General features: G+C 63.9%; 18 protein-coding genes and 4 pseudogenes. 10 read left to right on the top strand and 12 right to left on the bottom strand.

Features of this window, described 5'->3' with window-relative positions; translation table 11 throughout:
• Positions 1–145: 145 nt before the first annotated feature.
• From XpopCFBP1817_RS12500 to XpopCFBP1817_RS12480, 5 genes and pseudogenes are all read right to left on the bottom strand, one after another.
• Complete coding sequence (locus XpopCFBP1817_RS12500) at positions 146–1,483, bottom strand: PQQ-dependent sugar dehydrogenase (protein WP_128417380.1); 1,338 nt, start codon at positions 1,481–1,483, stop codon at positions 146–148.
• 94 nt (positions 1,484–1,577) lie between these two features.
• On the bottom strand, positions 1,578–1,880 hold the full coding sequence (locus XpopCFBP1817_RS12495; protein ID WP_128417379.1) for a DUF3247 family protein: 303 nt from the start codon (positions 1,878–1,880) through the stop codon (positions 1,578–1,580).
• Between the two features lie 328 nt (positions 1,881–2,208).
• Positions 2,209–4,083, bottom strand: a pseudogene (locus tag XpopCFBP1817_RS12490) (PAS domain-containing hybrid sensor histidine kinase/response regulator); the annotation flags it as partial.
• A 107-nt stretch (positions 4,084–4,190) separates the two neighbouring features.
• Positions 4,191–4,480: pseudogene (locus tag XpopCFBP1817_RS12485) on the bottom strand (hypothetical protein).
• On the bottom strand, positions 4,467–4,913 hold the full coding sequence (locus XpopCFBP1817_RS12480) for a hypothetical protein (RefSeq protein WP_167393926.1): 447 nt from the start codon (positions 4,911–4,913) through the stop codon (positions 4,467–4,469). Before XpopCFBP1817_RS12480 ends, XpopCFBP1817_RS12485 begins: the two are co-directional and overlap by 14 nt.
• Before the next feature lie 246 nt (positions 4,914–5,159).
• On the opposite strand from XpopCFBP1817_RS12480, the pseudogene XpopCFBP1817_RS12475 reads away from it, so the two are divergent.
• Positions 5,160–5,669 (top strand): annotated as a pseudogene (locus tag XpopCFBP1817_RS12475) (DUF3016 domain-containing protein); the annotation flags it as partial.
• A 200-nt stretch (positions 5,670–5,869) separates the two neighbouring features.
• Here the strand turns inward: XpopCFBP1817_RS12475 and alr are convergent.
• Complete coding sequence (gene alr, locus XpopCFBP1817_RS12470) at positions 5,870–6,970, bottom strand: alanine racemase (protein ID WP_128417376.1); 1,101 nt, start codon at positions 6,968–6,970, stop codon at positions 5,870–5,872.
• On the bottom strand, positions 6,970–8,259 hold the full coding sequence (locus tag XpopCFBP1817_RS12465; RefSeq protein WP_128417375.1) for a D-amino acid dehydrogenase: 1,290 nt from the start codon (positions 8,257–8,259) through the stop codon (positions 6,970–6,972). The genes alr and XpopCFBP1817_RS12465 overlap by 1 nt, the downstream gene beginning before the upstream one ends.
• Positions 8,260–8,408: 149 nt before the next feature.
• Here XpopCFBP1817_RS12465 and XpopCFBP1817_RS12460 point away from each other — a divergent pair, with 149 nt between their 5' ends.
• The 6 genes from XpopCFBP1817_RS12460 to XpopCFBP1817_RS12435 all read left to right on the top strand — a co-directional run bounded on the left by XpopCFBP1817_RS12460 (position 8,409) and on the right by XpopCFBP1817_RS12435 (position 13,375).
• Positions 8,409–8,888: an AsnC family transcriptional regulator gene (locus XpopCFBP1817_RS12460; RefSeq protein ID WP_128417374.1), complete on the top strand. Its 480-nt coding sequence runs from the start codon at positions 8,409–8,411 to the stop codon at positions 8,886–8,888.
• Between the two features lie 449 nt (positions 8,889–9,337).
• Positions 9,338–9,802 (top strand): peptide-methionine (R)-S-oxide reductase MsrB, encoded by a 465-nt coding sequence (gene msrB / locus XpopCFBP1817_RS12455; protein WP_128417373.1) that lies wholly within the window; start codon positions 9,338–9,340, stop codon positions 9,800–9,802.
• A gap of 470 nt (positions 9,803–10,272) precedes the next feature.
• Positions 10,273–11,127 (top strand): flagellar motor stator protein MotA, encoded by an 855-nt coding sequence (gene motA / locus XpopCFBP1817_RS12450; protein ID WP_128417372.1) that lies wholly within the window; start codon positions 10,273–10,275, stop codon positions 11,125–11,127.
• Between the two features lie 10 nt (positions 11,128–11,137).
• A complete protein-coding gene (motB, locus tag XpopCFBP1817_RS12445) occupies positions 11,138–12,355 on the top strand; it encodes a flagellar motor protein MotB (RefSeq protein WP_128417371.1) in 1,218 nt (405 codons plus the stop codon).
• Positions 12,356–12,486: 131 nt separating this feature from the next.
• Positions 12,487–13,080 carry a hypothetical protein gene (locus XpopCFBP1817_RS12440; protein ID WP_128417370.1) on the top strand — a complete coding sequence of 198 codons (594 nt, stop codon included), beginning with the start codon at positions 12,487–12,489 and terminating at the stop codon, positions 13,078–13,080.
• 10 nt (positions 13,081–13,090) lie between these two features.
• Complete coding sequence (locus XpopCFBP1817_RS12435; RefSeq protein WP_128417369.1) at positions 13,091–13,375, top strand: DUF4031 domain-containing protein; 285 nt, start codon at positions 13,091–13,093, stop codon at positions 13,373–13,375.
• 189 nt (positions 13,376–13,564) lie between these two features.
• Here the strand turns inward: XpopCFBP1817_RS12435 and XpopCFBP1817_RS12430 are convergent, their stop codons facing one another.
• Entirely contained in the window at positions 13,565–14,116 is a 552-nt protein-coding gene (locus tag XpopCFBP1817_RS12430) for a DUF6630 family protein (RefSeq protein WP_128417368.1), read from the bottom strand.
• 164 nt (positions 14,117–14,280) lie between these two features.
• On the opposite strand from XpopCFBP1817_RS12430, the gene XpopCFBP1817_RS12425 reads away from it, so the two are divergent.
• Positions 14,281–14,547 (top strand): DUF3297 family protein, encoded by a 267-nt coding sequence (locus XpopCFBP1817_RS12425; RefSeq protein WP_128417367.1) that lies wholly within the window; start codon positions 14,281–14,283, stop codon positions 14,545–14,547.
• A 399-nt stretch (positions 14,548–14,946) separates the two neighbouring features.
• On the opposite strand, the gene XpopCFBP1817_RS12415 is transcribed toward XpopCFBP1817_RS12425, so the two are convergent.
• From XpopCFBP1817_RS12415 to XpopCFBP1817_RS12405, 3 genes are all read right to left on the bottom strand, one after another.
• Positions 14,947–15,708 (bottom strand): ABC transporter permease, encoded by a 762-nt coding sequence (locus tag XpopCFBP1817_RS12415; protein WP_128417366.1) that lies wholly within the window; start codon positions 15,706–15,708, stop codon positions 14,947–14,949.
• A complete protein-coding gene (locus tag XpopCFBP1817_RS12410; RefSeq protein ID WP_128417365.1) occupies positions 15,705–16,649 on the bottom strand; it encodes an ABC transporter ATP-binding protein in 945 nt (314 codons plus the stop codon). The genes XpopCFBP1817_RS12415 and XpopCFBP1817_RS12410 overlap by 4 nt, the downstream gene beginning before the upstream one ends.
• A gap of 224 nt (positions 16,650–16,873) precedes the next feature.
• Positions 16,874–18,550, bottom strand: coding sequence for a Na+/H+ antiporter (locus XpopCFBP1817_RS12405; protein ID WP_425479108.1), 1,677 nt, complete (start codon positions 18,548–18,550; stop codon positions 16,874–16,876).
• Between the two features lie 206 nt (positions 18,551–18,756).
• Between XpopCFBP1817_RS12405 and XpopCFBP1817_RS12400 the strand changes: the two genes are divergently transcribed.
• Positions 18,757–19,023: a hypothetical protein gene (locus XpopCFBP1817_RS12400; protein WP_244171151.1), complete on the top strand. Its 267-nt coding sequence runs from the start codon at positions 18,757–18,759 to the stop codon at positions 19,021–19,023.
• A 79-nt stretch (positions 19,024–19,102) separates the two neighbouring features.
• Positions 19,103–19,660 (top strand): fasciclin domain-containing protein, encoded by a 558-nt coding sequence (locus XpopCFBP1817_RS12395; RefSeq protein WP_167393925.1) that lies wholly within the window; start codon positions 19,103–19,105, stop codon positions 19,658–19,660.
• Between the two features lie 159 nt (positions 19,661–19,819).
• On the opposite strand, the pseudogene XpopCFBP1817_RS12390 reads toward XpopCFBP1817_RS12395, so the two are convergent.
• A pseudogene (locus tag XpopCFBP1817_RS12390) lies at positions 19,820–21,178 on the bottom strand (UdgX family uracil-DNA binding protein); the annotation flags it as partial.
• Positions 21,179–21,249 lie beyond the last annotated feature (71 nt).

Here is a 21,249-nt window from a genome sequence, read left to right as displayed (position 1 = left end):
AGCGATTACGCACACTGCCCGAACACGTCTACAACCAGATGGTCATGGGCTGAAAAACGTGGGGATACCTCAGGGCCTGGGCCCGGTTTTTCTCGATTTAACGCTTATGGTTGTTTGAGTGCTTGGATCATTTCAAACGTCCGAATCAGCGTTCCTTCGGAGTCACGCGCCAGATGACATTACCCACATCGTCGGCCACCAGCAGCGCCCCACGGTTGTCGAGCGCCACACCGACCGGGCGGCCCTGCGCATTGCCTTCGGCATCCAGGAAGCCGTCCAGCACGGTGATCGGCGGGCCGCTGGGCTTGCCGTTGACAAACGGAACGAACACTACCTTGTAGCCGCTGGGCGGATCGCGATTCCACGAGCCATGCTGGCCGATGAAAGCGCCCTGACGGAAGCGCTCCGGCAGCAAGGTACCGCTGGCAAAGGTCAGACCGAGCGAGGCGGTATGCGGGCCGAGCGCGTAATCGGGCTTGATCGCCTTGGCCACCAGTTCGGCATTCTGCGGTTTGACCCGCTCGTCCACGTGCTGGCCGTAATAGCTGTAAGGCCAGCCGTAAAAGCCGCCATCGCGCACCGAGGTCAGGTAGTCGGGCACCAGATCGCTGCCGATTTCGTCGCGCTCATTGACCACCACCCATAGCGATTTGCTCTGCGGCTCCCATGCGGTGCCGACCGGATTGCGCAGACCGCTGGCAAATACCCGGCTGCTGCCGGTGGCCGAGTCGATTTCCAGAATCGCCGCGCGGTTGAGCTCGGCTTCCATGCCGTTTTCGGCCACATTGCTGTTGGAGCCGACGCCTACATACAGCTTGCTGCCATCGGCGCTGGCAAGCAGCGACTTGGTCCAATGATGATTCAGCCCGCCGGGCAGATTGGCCACGAACGTCGGCTTGGCAGTGATATGCGTATCGCCGGCCTTGTACGGGAAGCTCACCAGCGCATCGGCATTGGCGACATAGAAACGATCGCCGACCAATGCCATTCCAAATGGCGAAAACAGGCCACTGATGAACTGCGTGCGCACCTCAGCCACGCCGTCGCCATCGACGTCGCGTAGCAGCGTAATGCGATTGGCGCTTGGCACCACGGCACCGGCCTTTTTCATCATCGCGCCCTGCACTTTCTTGCGGATCCCGCCACCGCCTTCGGCATCGTCCGGCTTGGGCGGTTCTGCGGTTTCGGCCACCAGCACGTCGCCATTTGGCAGCACATAGACCCAACGCGGGTGATCCAGATCGCGCGCGAACGCGGCAACCTGCAGATCGTCGGCAGCCATCGGCTTGGCGTTTTCGGTCCAGCGTTTGACCGGCGCCACCTTGACGGTGGGGATCAGGCGTTTGACCGGCTCGGGCAATTGCGGGTTCGGCCCGGTCCCCTGTTCGATGGCAAGCGTGGCGGTATCGCCGCAAGCGGCGAGAACGCCCACAGTCAGTAACGACAGCGGCCAGCGAGCGAGCTTCAACGAGGGAACATTCATTGCGTGGGCAATCCTGAACAGTTGCGGCAATCGGTCATCATGCCGCCAAGACCATGCTGAGAAGTAAACACACCGTCAATGCGTGCGTGTCAGCTCACGTGTCGCGCGGAGCGCCCACGGGCAGCGGCTGCACCGCCACGATACGATCCATCCAGATCCACTGCGGTTCTTGCGAGGCATCCAGGTGATCGATACGCAGCTGACCATTGACGCCCTCGCGCTGCTGGTCGTCCAGATAGGTCTGGATGGTCGGGCGCACGGCGACCGTGCCGCTGATAATGCTGCCATCGTCCAGTTCCACGCGCACACGTTCCTGACCACCGAGCAGCGATACCCAATGCGCGAGCGTGGCGATCTGTACCTGTTCGCAGTAAACGTGCGGGGCGTATCTGGACATCGCGGCATCTCCGAGGAAGGAGTCACCCACGCTAGGCCATCAGCCGTGAAAGACGCACAAAACAGCGTCTTCCACTGTGCAATCTTGCAAGCAAGCGCGATCGCGCGGGATGAGCCCCGCGCGTGGATCACTCCACCGATTCGCGCGCCGCGCGCACAGCAGTCACCAGTTGCGCAACGCTGTACGGCTTGGCCAGATGTTCTTGAAAACCGGAGTCCAGCGCGCGCTTGCGATCGTCGTCGCGTGCCAGTGCGGTCACTGCCACTGCCGGCAGTGCAATGGCGTCCANNCTGATCTATCTCGGGAAAACGTGGGGAAACCTCAGGTCCAGACCCATGTTTTCGCGCACGGCGCGGATCAGCCCGTAGCCATCCATGCCGGGCATGCCGATGTCGGTAAGCATCAGGTCAAAGCGTGCATAACCGCGATGATCGATCAAGGCCAGCGCATCGGTGGCGCTGCCGGCGGTGACCACTTCGGCGCCCTGTTCTTCCAGCAGGCGGCGCAGGTAATCGAGCATGTCCGGCTGGTCTTCCACTGCCAGCAAACGCAAGCCATTGAGCGCGCGCGCCTCGATGATCTGCTCGGACATCAGCCGCCGACGCAGCTCGCGCCGCGGCCGCTTGGCCTGATCGGGAATGTGCTCGGGCAGACGCACGGTAAACGTAGCACCTCTACCGCGACCGCCACTGGTGGCGCCAACCTGGCCACCATGCATTTCCACCAATTGCTGCACGATCGCCAGGCCCAGGCCCAGACCGCCGTGCTCACGCGTGGTGGTGCCGTCTGCCTGGCGAAAACGGCCGAACAGATGCGGCAGGAATTCGGCGGCGATACCGTCGCCGGAGTCGCGTACCGACACCAGCAGATGGCCGTCGTTGCGCTCGATGGTAACGTCGATACGGCCGTGTGCGGGAGTGAATTTGATCGCGTTGGAGAGCAGATTCCACAACACCTGCTGAAGCCGCGTAGCATCGCCAAGCACCAGGCACGGCGTGGCCGGCACATGCACTTCCAGAATCTGGTCCTTGCCTTCGGCAGCCAGTTCCTGGGTGTTCAAGGCTTCGCGCACTTGCTCGGCCAGATCCAGCGATTCGACCTCCAGCTGCACCTTGCCCAGCAGCATGCTGCTGAGATCGAGCATGTCCGAGATCAGCCGTTTCTGCGCGCGTGCGCTGCTGGCGATCACCGACAATCCCTTGTAGTTAGGCTGGCCTTCTTCGACCCGCTGCAGCAGCAATTCGCTCCAGCCCAGGATCGTGGTCAATGGCGTGCGCAATTCGTGCGACAGCGTGGCCAGAAACTCGTCCTTGAGCCGCGCCATGCTTTCTGCTTCGTTACGCGCGCTGCGCTCCGATTCGAGTAACTGCTCGCGCGCAACTTCGATCTCGCGCTGTTCGGTCACATCCGGGCTGCTGCCAGCAAGACCAATGAAACGACCATCGGCCGAATACCGCGGAGTGGCGGTCATTTCGATCCAGCGCCATTGGCCATCGTGACGGCGCGCACGCACCAACGCGCGCAGCGCGCGCTGCTCTTCCAGGGAGGCGGCAAGTTCGAACTGGAAAATCGACAGATCATTCGGATGCAGCAATTCGCTCCATGCCGATACCGTGCCGCTTGAACTATCGATGCCGAAGAATTCGCCATAGGCACTGTTGACGAAGCGCACCACGCCTTTCGCGTCCAGCACCCAGACCGGCATCGGCAGGCCGTCGGCCAATGCGCTGAAGCGCGCCTCGCTCTCGGCCAGCTCACGCTCGACGCGCTTGCGCTCGGTGATGTCCATGAACAACACCGCAACCCGCACCTGCTCCGGTTGCCCGACCCGGAACGCATCCACCGAATACCAGCGCCGCAGCGCCTTGGCCTGCATTTCGAAGTGGATGCGGTTGCCGGTGCGGGCAACGTGCCCGTAGCGGTCGAACCATTCCTGCTCATGCTCGGCGAGCATGTCGCGCACGGACACGTTCACCGCATTGGTTAGCCCGGTGTAGCGCTCGAACGCGCCATTGGTCGAGCGGATCACGTAATCGACTGCTTTGTCGCCCTCGAACACCATGTCGATAACGCAAAACCCCGCGTCCACGTTGTGGAAGATCTCGTGGTACATCCCCGGGTCCAGGAAGGGCTCGGCGATAGCGGCAGGCAGGCTGGCGGCCAATTCGGGGCTGGGAGTGGAAGTGCTCAAATCGGGGTCCACGGGTGGTGCCAATGCGGATGACGAGCAGATGAAAGCACGCCCGATGTCGTCAGCAGGTGCACGGGCACCTGACCGGATTCACGATTCGCCCGCGCTCCCGAATCGCCTCACCACAACAGGACGGCATACAGCGCGACATCGGCCGCCAGCAGCACGATCCAGGCAATCACGCCGAGCAAGACCCACGGGCCTTCGCGCCGCAGTTGCTCATACATCCAGCGTTGGGCTTGTTCGCGCCAGGCGGTGGAGCGCGCGTCATCGGCGTGCAGCAACAGCAGGCGCACGCGCGACACCCCGACTCGGCGCATTGGCTGCGGCAGCGCAGGCTGAAACCATCCATGCCGGTCGCACCCTGGGCGCCGAGTGGCCGCTGCAATTCGAGTTCAGGCCTGGACATAACGGGGACGCTCTTGATCCAGTTCGTGTTCCAGCGCCATCCGTGCCAGTTGGGTGTAGTTGGCACGCGGGCCCTGGCCGCAGCCGGTGAGCATCCCCTGATAATCCAGGCCCTGCCAGACCCGCCCTGTCCATTGAACGCAATCCTCGGCAATCACCAGCATCAACGAGTAACGGTAATCGAGCCCGTTAGCGGCGGTGTAGGCGTAGACCGGCGGGAACTGCACTGCCACATCGCCCTGCCGCGCCAACGCTGCCAAGTGCTCGCGCAGGGCATGACGCGGGTCGGCGCCCGGCTCCAGGCGCATCGCGCGGGTTGCCAGATCCAGATCCACATCGCTTTGCAGGGCGACGAACGCGGCGGCACCGGTTGCCGGGCTGTGGCCATGCTGCTTTGCCCAGTCGATGAACTGCAGGCGCACGTCCGACGGCATGTGTGCCGCCGCCGAATAAGCTGACTTGGAGCGGAAAGAGTGGGTGTCCATGTTGGCGATCCTCCGGGCTGCACCGTGAAGCGCAGGCGCAGGCGCAGTAAACCCGCCGTCATGGCGTCGCGGTGGTGGATTAACCGCGTGGCAACACCGATGCGTGCCGGCTGCTGCTGCGTTGCGGGCCATCAGGCGCACCTCACACTGCTAGAACACTCGGTACGCCATGTACCTTCCGCCTGGAGACTTGCCATGAAACGTTCCAGCCTTTACTGCGCCAGCCTGTTGCTGGCAGGACTGCTCGCGGCGACCGGTGTGCAGGCCCGCGTGCGTCATGTCGCTGACCCGGAAGCGCCACGTGCGCTGAGCAGCGATGGCAAGGTGGATGTGCGCTGGACCGACCCGGCGCAATTTGCCGAAATGCGCGTCAGCAGCAACCGCTGGGAAGCGCAACGCGGCGACTGGGTAACCCAGCTGGCGACCCATTTACAGCAGAGCGCTGCCCGCAAGCTCCCCGACGGCCAGCATTTGAGCGTGACCATCACCGACATCCGCCGCGCCGGCCAGTACGAGCCCTGGCACGGCCCGCGCATGCAGGACGTGCGCATCGTCAAGGACCTCTATCCGCCGCGATTGAGCTTCAGCTACACACTGACCGGTGCCAACGGTGAAGTGATCGATCGGGGCGAACGCAAGCTGGTGGATTCGGCATTTTTGATACGCGGTCCGCACCTGACCGACAGCGACCCGCTGTGCCATGAGAGTTAACAGCGCGATGAGAGTTACTAGCGCACTCACAGCGTACGGTGACCGCTTCAAGCCGCTCTCCTGCAGATAAGGGGTTGGGGTGAGTGAGAGCACGAGGGCGAAGCCCTCGTGTCGTTCCAACCGCATGAGGGTTCGCTCGCACCCTCATCTGCCCCTTCGCGCCACCTTCTCCCGGTGGGAGAAGGGAACACAGGTTAGCGCTTCACTCCCTCGTCCACAGCCGCGTCGCCCACAGACACCCGCGGCACGCGTTTAAGCCCGCACAACAGTTGATACGCGCTGACATTGCACTGCCTAGCCAACGGGCCAACGCGCGGCGCATCGCCCCAGAGCTGCACCGTGGCGCCAATCTCCGCCTGCGGATGCTCGGTGAGATCCACCGTCAACATGTCCATCGAGACGCGGCCGATCAGTGGGCAGACCTGGTCATCCACCAGCACCGGTGTGCCGTTGGGCGCGAACTGCGGATAGCCATCGGCATACCCCATCGCCACCACGCCGACCCGCGTGGGCCGTTCGGCGACGAAGCGGGCGCCGTAGCCCACCGGCTCGCCGGCGGGTAAATCGCGCACGGAGATGATGCGCGAACGCAGCGTCATCACCGGGCGCAGTTGTGCGGTGGTCTCGGTCTCCTGCGGGAACGGGTTTGCGCCGTACAACATCAGCCCCGGACGCGACCAATCGTTGCGCAGCGCCGGCCAGCCGAGCAGACCTGGCGAATTGCGCAGACTGGTTTCCGCACGCATGCCGCCAACGGTGAGCGCGAATGCCAACGCCTGTTCGTCGGTGCGGCGGCACTCCAACTCGTCGGCGCACGCCAGATGGGTCATCAGCACCAGCGAGGCGATCTGCGGCAGGCCGCGCAGACGCAGCCACGCGGCACGAAAATCCTCCGGCGACAGACCGAGCCGGTGCATGCCGCTGTCCAGCTTCAACCACACCCGCAATGGACGCGGGCTCTGCAATTCGGCCAACGCGCGCACCTGTTGCGGCGTGGCAGCCACCGTCCACAGATCGTGTTCGGCGATCAGGCGGAGCTCGTCGTGTTCGAAAAAACCTTCCAACAGCAGGATCGGTGCGCGGATGCCGGCCTGGCGCAGCTCCAGAGCCTCTTCGATACAGGCCACTGCAAAGCCGTCGGCTTCCGCGTCCAGCGCCTGCGCGCACCGCACTGCACCGTGCCCGTAGGCATCGGCCTTGACGACCGCCAAGGCCTTGCTGCCACCCAATTGACGGGCCAGGCGGTAGTTGTGACGCAAGGCATCCAGATCGATCAACGCTTGCGCAGGACGCACTACGCAGCCTCCTGCTGTGCGCGGGCGCTGCGTGGCGAGAGGTAACGGAACACGTCCAGGCCCTCGGTGTCGATGTCGGGGCGGCGGCCCTGCATTAGGTCGGCCAGATAGCGGCCCGAGCCGCAGGCCATGGTCCAGCCCAGGGTGCCGTGGCCGGTGTTAAGGAACAGGTTGGAATACGGCGTGGCCCCGACCACCGGGGTGCCATCCGGGGTGGCCGGGCGCAGGCCGGTCCAGAACTCGGCCCTGGCCAGATCGCCCCCGCCGGGGAACAGGTCGTTGACCACCATTTCCAGGGTGGCGCGGCGACGCGGATTCAACGACAGATCGAACCCGGCCACCTCGGCCATGCCACCGACGCGGATACGCTCGTCGAAACGGGTGATGGCGATCTTGTAGCTCTCGTCCAGCACCGTGGAGGTCGGCGCGCGCTGCGCATCGACGATCGGGATGGTCAGCGAGTAGCCCTTGAGCGGGTACACCGGCAAATGCATGCCAAGCGAGAGCAGCAGGTCGGCCGAATAGCTGCCCAGCGCCAGCACGTAGCGGTCGGCGGTTTCGATACGGCCCTCGATCTGCACGCCGGTGACCGTGCGGCCATCGTGCTCCAGATGCTCGATCTGCTGCCCATAGCGGAATTGCACACCGGACTGCGCGGCCAGCGCAGCCAGGCGCTGGGTGAACAGCCGGCAGTCGCCGGTCTGGTCTTCGGGCAGGCGCAACGCACCGGCCATCTGCGCACCGCCGCCGGCCAGGCCGGGTTCGAATTGGGCGATCTGCGCCGGGGTCAGCAATTCGTACGGCACACCGTACTGGGCCAGCACTTCGATGTCCTGCGCGGCGGCGTCCAGCTGTTGCTGGGTGCGGAACAGCTGGGTGGTGCCGAGCTGGCGGTCTTCGAATTCCAGCCCGGTGCTGGCGCGCAACGCATTGAGGCAATCGCGGCTGTAGTCGGACAGCCGCACCATGCGCGCTTTGTTCACCGCATAGCGCTCGGCGGTGCAATTGCGCAGCATCTGGGTCAGCCAGGCCAGCTGGCGCAGATCGCGGGTGGGCCGGATCGACAACGGCGCGTGCTGGGCGAACAACCACTTCATCGCCTTGCCGGGCACGCCGGGGGCGGCCCAAGGCGAGGTGTAGCCGAACGACAACTGGCCCGCGTTGCCGTAGCTGGTTTCCAGCGCCGAAGCCGGCTGGCGGTCCACCACGGTGACCTCGCAACCGGCCTGCGCCAGATACCAGGCCGTGGTGGTACCGATGACGCCGCTACCGAGAATGAGCACCCGCATGTCGTTCTCCTGGAAAGGGTATTCCCCCACAACCAAGCGCCGAGGGAGACAGTTAGACGCAGTATATTGCGAGCCAGGCAGTTCCATCTCTGGAATCGGCACTACTTCGCAGTGAAAATTCCTGCCAAATCTGTAGGGAGACAGACCTGATGACCACCCGTGTGCGCGAGCTGGACAAGATCGACCGAAAGATTCTGCGCATCCTGCAACAGGAAGGGCGGATTTCTTTCACCGACTTGGGCGAACGGGTGGGCTTGTCGACCACGCCCTGCACCGAGCGTGTGCGCCGGCTGGAGCGCGATGGCGCCATTAGCGGCTACTACGCGCGGCTGGATCCGCACATACTCAAGGCAAGCCTGCTGGTGTTCGTGGAGATCAGCCTGGCCTACAAGTCAGGCGACATCTTCGAAGAGTTCCGCCGCGCCGCGCTCAAGCTCCCCAACGTGCTGGAATGCCATCTGGTCTCGGGCGATTTCGACTACCTGCTCAAGGCGCGCATCAACGAAATGGCGTCCTATCGCAAGCTGCTCGGCGGCGCCTTGTTGACCTTGCCGCATGTCCGCGAGTCCAAGAGCTACATCGTGATGGAAGAGGTCAAGGAGACCTTGGCGTTGCCGATTGCCGATTGAGGGCTGGGATTGGGGATCAGGGATTCGTGGCCGGCGACGCGGGGAAGCTTGGCGCGGCGGTTGGATGGAGATTGATCTGATCGCTGCTGATCGGGCATCGACTGATGCCGAGCCGAGACCGCGCGCTGGAGGCGGAGCGATCTGCCGACTGATAGCAGCGGGGTTCTGCGGGTCGGCTAGCTCTGTGGCAACGTCGCCGCTTGCAAGGCCGCTGCCAGCAATGCAGCAAGTTCCCAACGTTTCGTCCCCACCTACCAGCAGTGGCTTGGCCCCGTGCCCTCGCCCCCACCCCCCGCTTGCGCCCCGGCACGCGCGCAGTGGCGCGCAAACAGTGCCTGCCCGCCCAAGGAGAGGGGCTTAGCAAAGCGCACAAGGTTGAACCACACCGCCAATGCCCACAACACAAGTGCAGACGCGGCACCCTGCCAGCGCGCGCATGCGAGAGCACCATGAGCCAGTTCGATCTGACACCTCCCTCCGCCGCCCAACGCGATGCCCTGATCGCCGGGCTCAGCGGCGAGGAACAACGGGTGCTGCTGCAGCACGGCACCGAGGCGCCGTTCTGCGGGGTGTTCCTGGACAACAAGCTGGAGGGCGTCTACACCTGTCGCCTGTGCGGATTGCCGCTGTTCCGTTCCAGTACCAAGTTCGAATCCGGCACTGGCTGGCCGAGCTTCTTCGCCCCGTATGACACCGCCCACGTGCGCGAAATCCGCGACGTCAGCTACGGCATGATTCGCACCGAAATCGTCTGCGCGCGTTGCGACAGCCACCTGGGCCATGTGTTCCCCGACGGCCCGCCGCCGACCGGCGAACGCCATTGCCTGAATTCGATCTCGCTGGGCTTTACCGAAAATGGCAAGGCACTGCCGAACCCGCTGCACCGCGACGGCGCTGAGACCCAACCGGCCTGAGCTGGCACGGCCACCCAGCGTGGCAAAGACGCTAACGCTTGCAGGCTTGCCCCACTTGCGCATCAGGCACGCGGTCGCTAGTGCCACCGCCGCCGCGCCCGATGCACGGTGGCGGTACACCATCGCTCTAGATTCGATGCGGCAGCTCACGCAACACGATGCTTCACTCCCGGCCATCCACTGGCACTTCCGCATCTCACCAATGCAGAGGCCGCTTTCTGCGATGCGCTGTCTCGGCGCGCACAGCAGTCGATGCCGATGACAAGCAACGAAGTCCACCTGGTCGCACAGCGAGCCACACTGCATTGATTGCCTTGCAGCGATCAGCGCAATGCCGCTGACCGCCATGCGTGAAGACGTCACCGCACCGCCCGATCGTTCAGTTACAACGCACACCTTCACGCCGTGCGCTTCAAGAATCCGCTGCGTAAGCCGAAACAACAGCAACCCTGTTTGCTTTTGGCTGCGCCATGCTCATCATCATCGGCTTCATCGTCGTCATCGTCAGTGTGCTCGGCGGCTATGTGCTGTCGCACGGAAAGCTGGGTGCGTTGTGGCAGCCGTACGAGCTGTTGATCATCGGCGGCGCGGCGTTGGGCGCGTTTCTGGTGAGCACGCCGGGCAAGATCGTCAAGGAAACCGTCAGCAGCGTCCTGGGCGTGTTCAAGGGCCCGCAGTATAAGTCCGAGGACTACAAGGACACCCTGAGCCTGGTCTACGAACTGTTGAACAAGGCGCGCCGCGACGGCTTCATGGCCTTGGAAGATCACGTCGAAAAACCGCAGGACAGCACCATCTTCGGCAACTATCCCAAGGTGGTGGCCGACCATCATCTGCTGGACTTCATCACCGACTGTCTGCGCCTGATGATCGGCAGCAACATCGAGCCGCACGAGCTGGAGCCGCTGCTCGAACTGGAACTGGAAAAGCACCACCACGAGGCGATGGCGCCATCGCATGCGTTGAGCAAGGTCTCCGACGGCCTGCCAGGCTTTGGCATCGTGGCCGCCGTGCTCGGCATCGTGATCACCATGGGCTCGATCGGTGGGCCGATCGAGGAGATCGGCCACCACGTCGGCGCCGCACTGGTCGGCACCTTCCTCGGCATCCTGCTGGCCTATGGCTTCGTGGCGCCGTTGGCGGCAGCGATGGAAGCGCGTGCCGATCAGGACGGGCGCATTTACGAAGCGGTCAAGACCGCGCTGCTGGCCTGCCTGCGCGGCTACAACCCGAAGATTGCGCTGGAATTCGCGCGCAAGACGCTGCCCTCCAATGTGCGTCCGAGTTTCGGCGACTTCGAAACGCACCTGAAGACGATCAAGTAGGCCCGCAGTCATGGCCGAGGGCAAATCCACCGTCGTCATCCGACGGGTCAAGAAGGTCCAGGGCGGCGGCCATCATGGCGGCGCCTGGAAAGTGGCGTTTGCCGACTTTGTGACCGCGATGATGGCCTTCTTCCTGGTGCTGTGGCTGATGGCGGCCACCACCAAAGAGCAGCGCGCGGCGATCTCGGAATACTTCCGCAATCCCAGTCCGTTGTCCGGCAAATCGCCAGCGCCCTCGCCCGGCATGAACGGACCCGGCGGCGCCAGCACCTCGATGATCAAGCTCGGCGGCACCGCCGACATGGCCAAGGGGCAGAAGGACGAGATGGGCCGCAAGCGCGACAACGCGGCAGATACCAACGAAGACAGCCGTGCCAAAGACAAGAAGCGCCTGGAAGCGCTGATGCAGGACCTGAAAGAAGCCATCGACAAGAGCCAGGCGCTGGAGCCGTTCAAGGACCAGTTGCTGCTCGACCTTACACCCGATGGCTTGCGCATCCAGATCGTGGACAAGCAGAACCGCCCGATGTTCGACATCGGCCGCGATCAGCTCAAGCCGTACACGGTGGACATCCTGCGCGAGCTGTCCAGCTTCATCAATCAGGTGCCCAACCACATCAGCATCACCGGCCACACCGACACCACCGCCTACAGCAGCGATGCCGGTTACACCAACTGGGAACTCAGCGCCGACCGCGCCAATGCCGCGCGCCGTGCACTGGTGGGCGGTGGCATGGCCGATGCCAAGGTCACCCGCGTGGTGGGGTTGTCGTCGTCGGTGCTGTTCGACAAGACCAACCCGCAGAACCCGATCAATCGCCGCATCAGCATCGTGGTGATGACCCAGGATGCCGAGCAGACCGCGTTGGCCGGCGCCGGCCAGGGCGTGGCGCTAGGCAAATCCACTCCCGATGCCGACACCCAGGTGCCGGATCTGAGTGCCGCCGCGACCGCGGGGACTGCGGTGGTGGGGACGCCGGCTGCGGTGCCTGCTGCTGGGACCGCTGCAGGTGCATCGGCGGCTGCGGGTGCGGGTGCGGGGGCAGCTGCGTCGACGGCAACCAATAAGCCGGCTGCAGCTGCGAGCACGACCACAAGCGCGGCACCGGCGACACCGCGCGTCTCCACACGCACCCAGGTGGCCTCGGCGTCTGCGCTGGCCAAGGCCGCCGAAGCCGCCGTGGCCGTGCCGCGCACTGCCGTCAGCGAGGCGGCCGAGCGGCGCTGACGGGGCGGCGCGCGGCACTTGGCCAGTCGGCGTCAGGTGAAGGCTGCCGTTTCCGGGCCTGGCGGCGGCGCGCGAGCCGGGCCGCGCACAAGCGCCTAGAATGGCCGGCCATTCCCAGCGTCGAGAACACCGTGTCCCGCAATTCAAAGGCCAAGCGCGACAAGCGCAAGAAGACCCTTCCCAAGCGCCCGATCGCCCGTCTGGGTCAGGCGCCGCAGATCACCAACCATGCCGTGCTGCAGGATTCGGACGGTCGCGTGGTCGCTGCGATCGGTTTGCAGGGTGGCAGCGAGTGGTTGCTGTCGATCGGCGGCCAGACCATGGGCAACGCCGACAACCCGGTGCCGATGCTGGCCATGCTCAAGCATCTGGCCAATCTGCAGGCCAAGGAAGGCAAGACCATCTCGCTGGAATACTCCACCCAGTTGCAGCAGATGATCGACGACCTGGCCGCTGAAGACGGCAAGACCGCCGAGCAATATCTGACCACGCTGGTGTCCGAGTTCGAGAACAGCGACGCTGAAGGCGACGAAGCCGACGCAGACGCCGAGGCAACCGATGCCCCGGCAGATGCCGACGCAGGTTCTGATGCTGATGCTGATGCTGATGCTGATGCAACTGCCGAAGATGCCGATACCGATGCCGATACTGCAGGCCACGAAGCACAGGACCAGGCCGACGACGCAACCGACGGCAGCAAGAACAACAAGAGCAAGCAGGCCTAAAGGCCTGCCGGTGGCCGTCTACGTCGACGATGCGGTGCATCTGTGGCGCGAGCAGCGCTGGGCGCACCTGCTCGGCGATACGCTGGACGAGCTGCATGCAATGGCGGCGCGGCTGGGCATTCCCCGCCGCGCCTTCCAGAACAAACTCAGCGGCGCGCACTACGACGTGCCGGCACCGCTACGCACCGGTGCGATCGCGCTCGGTGCCATCGCCATCTCCCGTCACACCGATCGTGCCTTGCTCAAGGCCTTGATCGCCCATGCACGTGCGCAGGCGCGGGGCGAGGTGCTGTGAATCGGGATTCGGGATTGGAGATTGGAGATTCGTAAGAGCCACGGGGGTTGCCTGATGTCGGTGCGCATGGAAGCGCGCTTGCGCGCGCTGCGGCTGTCGACTGCGCAACAGCCACCTACAGCAATGCACCCGCAACCGACGCTTTTGCGAATCCCAAATCCCAAATCCCGATTCCCGACTCCACAACCGTCAGAACGCCTCATTACCGAACCGCACCTCCACGCCTAACAGCGAGGTCAATGCCAGCATCGCCTCGTCGTCGCGGCTGAGTGCGATCCAGCCGGCGTAAGCGTCGCCGCCGGTGTTCCAGTTCCACAGCGAATAACCCTGCTCGCGCAGGCGATCGAAGGCCACTGCCATCAGATCGGGCACGCTGAGGCCGTTGGCGAAATCTTCGTCGTCAAGATCGCCGCCCCAGGTGATACGCAGGTTCCAGCGCGCGCTGAGTTCGTCGATGGCGGCCACGAATGAGTCAGTATCCTTCCAGTCGACGAAAAAGCCCGAGCGCCAGTCGATCGCGTCCTTCAACGCCCACAACCAGATATCGTCGCCTTCGTCTTCATCCATGCCGGCCTGCGCCTCGCGCCAGGCGTCGAACTGACCGAGCGCGGTGTCTTCATCGCCGGGATTGATCAGCAGCAGCAAATTCCACACCCGCGCCGGATGATCGTCGACATCGTCTTCGTCGCCTTCGGGCTGCAGGCCTTCGTCGTCTTTGTAATCGGCACTGTTATCGGGCATGGCGGTCTCGTTCAAAGATTGCAGGCGTGAAGTGTGAGGCTTGGGGCCACGCAAGCAAACCGACCGGCGCGTGCGGATTCATCGGGCGGGGCTGGTCTTCCCGGCGCAGGACCGTATCCTGTGCGGCCGAAGACGGCCATCCCGGCCGCCATGACGCCTTCCCCATGCGCGATACCCCTCCCGATCATCTGGCCATCGATGCACGCAGCCCGTTCCACGATGCCGATGCACTCAACCGTGGCATCGGCGTGCGTTTCAACGGTGTCGAACGCGACAACGTGGAGGAATATTCGGTCAGCGAAGGCTGGATCAAGGTGCAGATCGGCAAAGCGCGCGACCGTCGCGGCAACCCGATGACGATGAAGATCAAGGGTGAAGTGGTGGCCTACTTCCTGGACACCAAGAGCGATGCCAAGCCTGCTGCCGAGTAAGAGCGGCTGACAAAACTACTTCACGCCAGGCGACTGAAGGCCGGCTGATCTGTGGCCTGGCTGCAGGGCCCTTGCCCGCCCACCATCGCGGGACACGCCGCAAGTACATCCATGTAGGCTCTTACGCGGCATCCATGCCGCGTAAGGTCCCGCGGCAAGGACCAGTCGCGATGGTCGGTGTGCATGTTTTCAAGCAACCAGCAAACTGTCTGGTGCGGTGTCCTCACCAATTGCGGGACCGTGTGGCGGCATGGATGCCGCCACCGAGCCTCCATGGACGGATTCACGGCGTGTCCCGCGAGCGGTGAGGGCACCGCGCCCTCGACCCACTCAGCGTTTGATCTGGACTTCCGACGGCATCCACCAGGATGCGGCCGACAACACCACTGCACTCACCACTCACGCCTTGAGCCGATAACCGCTACGGAAGATCGCCGCGACCACGCCCAGGCACACGATCAGGAACAGGAACGTCATGCCGGTGCTCACCGCGATATGCACGTCAGCCTTGCCGTAGAAACTCCAGCGGAAGCCGCTGATCAGATAGACCACCGGATTGAACAAGGTGACCTTCTGCCACAGCGGCGGCAGCATGTTGATCGAGTAGAAACTGCCGCCCAGGAAGGTCAGCGGCGTCACCACCATCAGCGGGATCACCTGCAGTTTTTCGAAGCCGTCGGCCCAGATGCCGATGATGAAACCGAACAGACTGAAGGTCAGCGCGGTGAGTACCAGAAAGCCCAGCATCCACACCGGATGCGCAATCTCATAGGGTACGAACAGCCGCGCGGTGAGCAGGATCAGCAAGCCCAGCAACACCGACTTGGTCGCCGCCGCCCCCACATAACCGATCACGATCTCCCACCACGCCACCGGCGCCGACAACACCTCGTAGATGGTGCCGGCCCAGCGTGGCATGTAGATGCCGAACGAGGCGTTGGAAATGCTTTCGTTGAGCAAGGACAGCATCACCAGGCCCGGAATGATGAAGGCGCCGTAGTGGATGCCGTCGATGTCGCCCATGCGCGAGCCGATCGCCGCGCCGAACACCACAAAATACAGTGAGGTCGACAACACCGGCGAGGCGATCGACTGGGTGAGCGTGCTGAACGCGCGCGCCATTTCGAAGCGGTAGATTGCTGCAATTGCATACCGATTCATGCGCGCACCTCCTGCTGGCGTGCACCATGCACCAGATTGACGAAGATCTCTTCCAATGAACTCTCGCTGGAATGCAGATCCTTGAAATCGATGCCATGCTCGTTGAGCCGGCGCAGCAGCACGCCGATGCCGGTCTGCTCGGCCTGGGTGTCGAAGGTGTAGATCAGGCTGTTGCCGTCGGCCGACAGCTCCAATGGCAGATCGGTCAGCGCGACCGGGATGGCCTGCAATGGTGCCTGCAGGCTCAGCGTGAGCTGCTTCTTGCCTAGCTTGCGCATCAGCGTGTGCTTGTCTTCCACCAGCATCAGCTCGCCGCGGTTGATCACCCCGACCCGGTCGGCCATGTCTTCGGCCTCTTCGATGTAATGGGTGGTCAGGATCACCGTGGTGCCCTGCTCGCGCAGCCGCCGCACCATCTGCCACATGTCGTGCCGCAGCTCCACGTCCACACCGGCGGTGGGCTCGTCCAAAAAGAGAATGCGCGGCTCGTGCGCCAGCGCCTTGGCGATCAGCACGCGCCGCTTCATGCCGCCGGACAGCGTAGAAATCTTGTTGTTGCGTTTCTCCCACAAGGAGAGCTCGCGCAGCACCGTTTCCAGAGACTGCGGATTGGCCTGCTTGCCGAACAGCCCGCGGCTGAAACGCACGGTGGCCCAAACGCTTTCGAACGCGTCGGTAGCCAGTTCCTGCGGCACCAGGCCGATGCTGGCACGCGCGGCGCGGTAGTCGCGCACGATATCGTGACCATCGGCCAGCACAGTGCCGGTGCTCGGATTGATCAGCCCGCAGATGATGCTGATCAGCGTGGTCTTGCCGGCGCCGTTGGGGCTAAGCAACGCGAAGATTTCGCCGCGCTGGATTTCAAGGTCCACCTGCTTGAGCGCCTGGAAACCGCCGGCGTAGGTCTTGCTCACTCCCTGGATGGAAACGATTGGAGGCATGGGGTCTGGGACAGAGCATCACCGACACAGGGTAGGCCGTGCGCCATGAAGATGGGAGCAGTGCAGATGGAATGGTGTCTGCCGACGCGCGCCTAACAGCGTCAGCGAACTGGGCTGCGCAGGCACGCCGCATCTGGCGTTGATGCATTGCTGCGTAGACACAGCCGCTGCAGCTTGTGCGATTCGCCAATCGCGATTCCCCATTCCCGCGCGGATCAGCGTGCTTACGCGCGCTTACGCGACTCGATCAGATCCAGATTGCGTACCAGCCGGCGCGACAGGTCGTCAGAAATTTCACGGCGGCGCGCAAGCTTGAACAACTCGGTGCGCTCGGCCACCAAGGCTGCATGACGGAACTGGCGTAGCGCCTGTTCGTAAGCGCCGGCCTCTTCAGGGTCGGTCTCGGCTGTGTCCACCGTACCGAGCTTGCGCTGATAGCGCTGACTGACCTGGTTGGCCGCTGCGTTGTAGCGCTCGGCATGCTTGCTGCCGTCCACCAGCCGCTGGCGCAATTTTTCCACCGCTTCCAGCGCCGCCTGCGATGCGGCTTTGACCGCCAGATCTTCCTTGAGCTGCTCGTCTTCTTCTTCGGGCAACTCCAGCCCGCGCAGCAGCGGCGGCAACGCCACACTGGCCACCAGCAATGAAACCAGGATCACCGAGGCGGCCAGAAAGATCGCCAACTGGCGGGCCGGGAACGGCGAGCCGTCGTCCAGCATCAGCGGCAGCGTGAGCACGCCGGCCAGGGTGATCGCACCGCGCACGCCGGCCAGCGACACCGCCACCACGATCCGCCACGGCGGGCTGACATGCTGTTCGCCACGCCACTGCGCCTTGAAGATGTTCCAGCGCAGCGACAGGAACACCCACACGAAGCGCAACGCCATCAGGCTGGCGCTGATGGTGGCCACGTACACCGCCAGCCACCACGGATTGAGATGCCCGGCTTCCTGCACGCTGTGCACCGCGCCGTCGAGGATGCCCGGCAACTGCTCGCCCAGCAGCACGAAGATGATGCCGTTGAAGGTGAACTGCACCGTGTCCCACACCGCAGACCGTTGCAGCCGCATGTTGCCCGGCGCGTGGCCGGACATTTCCACGTAACTCATGGTGACGCCGGCGGCCACGGCGGCCAGGATGCCCGAGGCGTGACAAGCTTCGGCCAGCAGGTACGCCGCGAATGGGGTGAGCAGGTTGACCAGAATCGCCGAACCAGGCTCCTCGCCGAAATGCCGCCAGATCCAGGCCTGGATACGGCCCAAGCCGAAGGTGGTCGCCACGCCCAATGCCAGCCCGGCCAGCGCCACCCACAGGAAGGTGAGCGAGGCGGCCGCAATCGAGAAGGTGCCGGTCAGCACCGCAGCCACCGCGAACTGGAAGCACACCAGACCGGACGCATCGTTGAGCAACGACTCGCCTTCCAGGATGTGCATCAGGCGCTTGGGAATCGGCACCTTGGAGGCGATCGAGGACACCGCCACCGGATCGGTCGGCGAGATGATCGCCGCCAGCGCGAACGCCACCGCCAGCGGCATGGCTGGGATCAGCCAATGGATCAGCAGGCCCGCGCCGACCACCGTGAACACCACCAGGCCCAGCGCCAGCTCCAGGATGGCCGCCTTGTCGCGGAACAGGCCTTGTTTGGGAATGCGCCAGCCATCCAGAAACAGCAGCGGCGGCAGGAACAACAGGAAGAACAGCTCCGGTTCCAGCTCGTGCCCCGCATCGAAAACGCCGGAGACCACCGCGCCAAGCGCGATCTGCACCAACTGCAGTGGCAACGAGAACGGCAGGATGCGGATCAGATAACCGCTGGCCGCGACCGCCAGCAACATGGCGAGGACGACATCGATCGAATGCATGAAAAACCCGGAAGAAAAAACGATGCGCGCGTGCCGCATCGCATCGTGCGACGCACAACAACGCGACAGCGGGAACATACCTGTTTGCACGCGGTGATGAAACCACCGTGCCACCTCGGCCCAACCGCCACACGTCGGCAGATCCATCACGAGAAGGCAATGAAGCAGTTCCCGTTGCGGATATCTATCGATGCGGACCTGTTGGATACGCTGCCGGATGGAGATGCCGACGCGATGATGCGGCAATGCGTCCGCAAGGCCGACGCCATTCAGCGATGGGCAGCGGTTGCAATCGCAGACGCCACCGCGCTCGCACTGTTGGTCGCCTGGACGAGGCACTGCGCATCGCAGCGGCGTTCACTTGGGCGGCAACCGGCGACATCGACGTGCGTGCCATCTGCGCCATGCAGGCGGTTCATTCGCGGGGCGGCGCACCCGAAAGCGATCTCAGCGTGCCGCTCGAGGCCGTCGTCACTTCGGGAAACACAGTGGTGAATGTCAAAACAGCGTGACCATCCGCCACGCGGAAGCGGGCGTAATCTAACGACGGTTGTCATCCAGACGACCGCTTACCCAAAGGATCGATGCCTCATGAAGACCTCATTCCAGTCGCTTGCCATTGCCACCGCCATCGCCCTGACCAGCGCGATGGCTCCCGCCTACGCGGCGTCCAACCCAATGGTGGGCGGTGCGCCGATGCTGGTGACCAAGGACATCGTCGACAACGCGGTCAACTCCAAGGACCACACCACGCTGGTCGCCGCAGTCAAAGCCGCCGGCTTGGTCGACACGCTGAAGGGCCCGGGCCCGTTCACTGTGTTTGCCCCGACCAACGCCGCGTTTGCCGCATTGCCGGCCGGCACTGTCGACACCTTGTTGAAGCCCGAGTCCAAGCCCACCTTGACCAAGGTGCTGACCTATCATGTGGTACCCGGCAAGGTCGACGCTGCTTCTCTGATCGCCAAGATCAAGGCCGGTGGCGGCAGCGCCTCGCTTACCACCGTGCAGGGTGAGCCGCTGACCGCAAAACTCAATGGCAAGAAGGTCACCATCACCGACGCCAAGGGCAACACCGCCAACGTCACCATTGCCGATGTCATGCAGAGCAATGGCGTGATCCACGTGGTGGACAAAGTGTTGATGCCGTAACTGCATCTGGCTGCATAGCAGACGGTTGTTATCGCATGCGTACGTAATCCCTCGGCGGAATGAAGGCTCATTCCGCCGATGGGAAGGGGTTGATGTATGCGAAAACGCATGAGCGATGTACCAACACGTTACCGATACAGTCTCATGGCCCCGTTTTTTTCATGGCCCGCCCGAGCTGCCCGCCGACATCGGCGCCTCCAGCAGCTGGCGCAGATCCTCTACAAACCCGCGATAGCCTTCTTCGCGCGCCGCCGTCGATGACTGACGCAACACCCATGAAGGATGCACGGTGGTCAGCACCGGCGTGCCATCGTCCAGGCGCTGCCATTGCCCGCGTTCGCGCATCAAGCGAAAGCTGCTTCCCAATACCGCCTGTGCGGCAGTCGCGCCCAGGCACACGATCTGCGCCGGACGCAGGTAAGCGCGCTCGGCGTGCAACCAGCCACTGCAGGCCTGTACATGCGCGCGCTCCGGATTGCGATGCAGACGCCGCTTGCCGCGTTGTTCGAAGCGAAAATGCTTGACCGCGTTGGTCACATAGAATTTGTCGCGATCGATACCGATCTGGCCCAGCGCCATGTTGAACAAGCGCCCGGCCGGCCCGACGAACGGACGCCCGCTCAGATCCTCTTCGTCGCCAGGCTGCTCGCCGATCACCATCACCGACGCATCGTTCGGCCCTTCGCCAAAGACGGTCTGCGTTGCCGGTTGCCATAAGGCGCAGCGCCGGCAATCGCGCGCGGCCACGCGTAACTGTGCAAGGCTTTGCGTGGTCACTTCCGGAGTCGGCGCTGGGGCTACCGGCACTCGCCGCCGCACCGGCTCGGGCGCACGCTCGGCCATCTCGCGCACACGCACGCCGGCCTGGCGGATCAGCTCCGGCAACAAGGTCGCCTCGGGTAGATTCTTCCAGTATTTTTGCGGCATCTCCTGCCGCATCATGGTGGGATTGAGCCGCGCCGGATTGAAGATGTGCGCGTAATATGTCCGCCACAATGTCTCCTGCGCATCGTCGGCCGGCACCTGCGTACGCACCGCACCCTCGCCGAACGTCAACGCCTCGCCCTCCCACCGCACACTGCGATACGGGGTGAGAATCGCCCAGCGCATCCCGGCGAACCGGCGCGCGAAGAACGGCGCCACCCGATCCAGAATCCAATGCTCGGGCTCGAACCACGCCACAAAGTCTTCTTCTTCGCCGGGCAAGCGCCGAAAGCGCACGAACGCCTTCATCTTGTGCGTATCGCGTTGCACCGCCTTCTGCCACTGCGCCACCCGGTACACATCGACATCGGTCGCCCGCTCCAGCAACGCCCGCTCGCCGGACGCCACCCGCCACAACAACCGATACAACACCGCATAGCGTTGCGAGTCGCGATGACACAGCACCGCCCCCGCCATCTGCAAAAACGCTGCCGACACCCGCGGCGCGGCCACCACCGCCGGCAGGTCCAGCAGCCCCTGCCCCATCAACAAGCCACCCTGTGCCCCGCCATTCCACGCAATGGAGTCAGGCTCTGAGGTTTCCCCACGTTTTCCCGAGATAGATCAGCTGGTTGCACCCGGATCGTGTAGAAACAAGTGCGCGC

This window comes from Xanthomonas populi, from assembly GCF_002940065.1.
GTDB lineage: Bacteria > Pseudomonadota > Gammaproteobacteria > Xanthomonadales > Xanthomonadaceae > Xanthomonas > Xanthomonas populi.
This window is presented reverse-complemented; position numbering and strand designations above follow the sequence as displayed.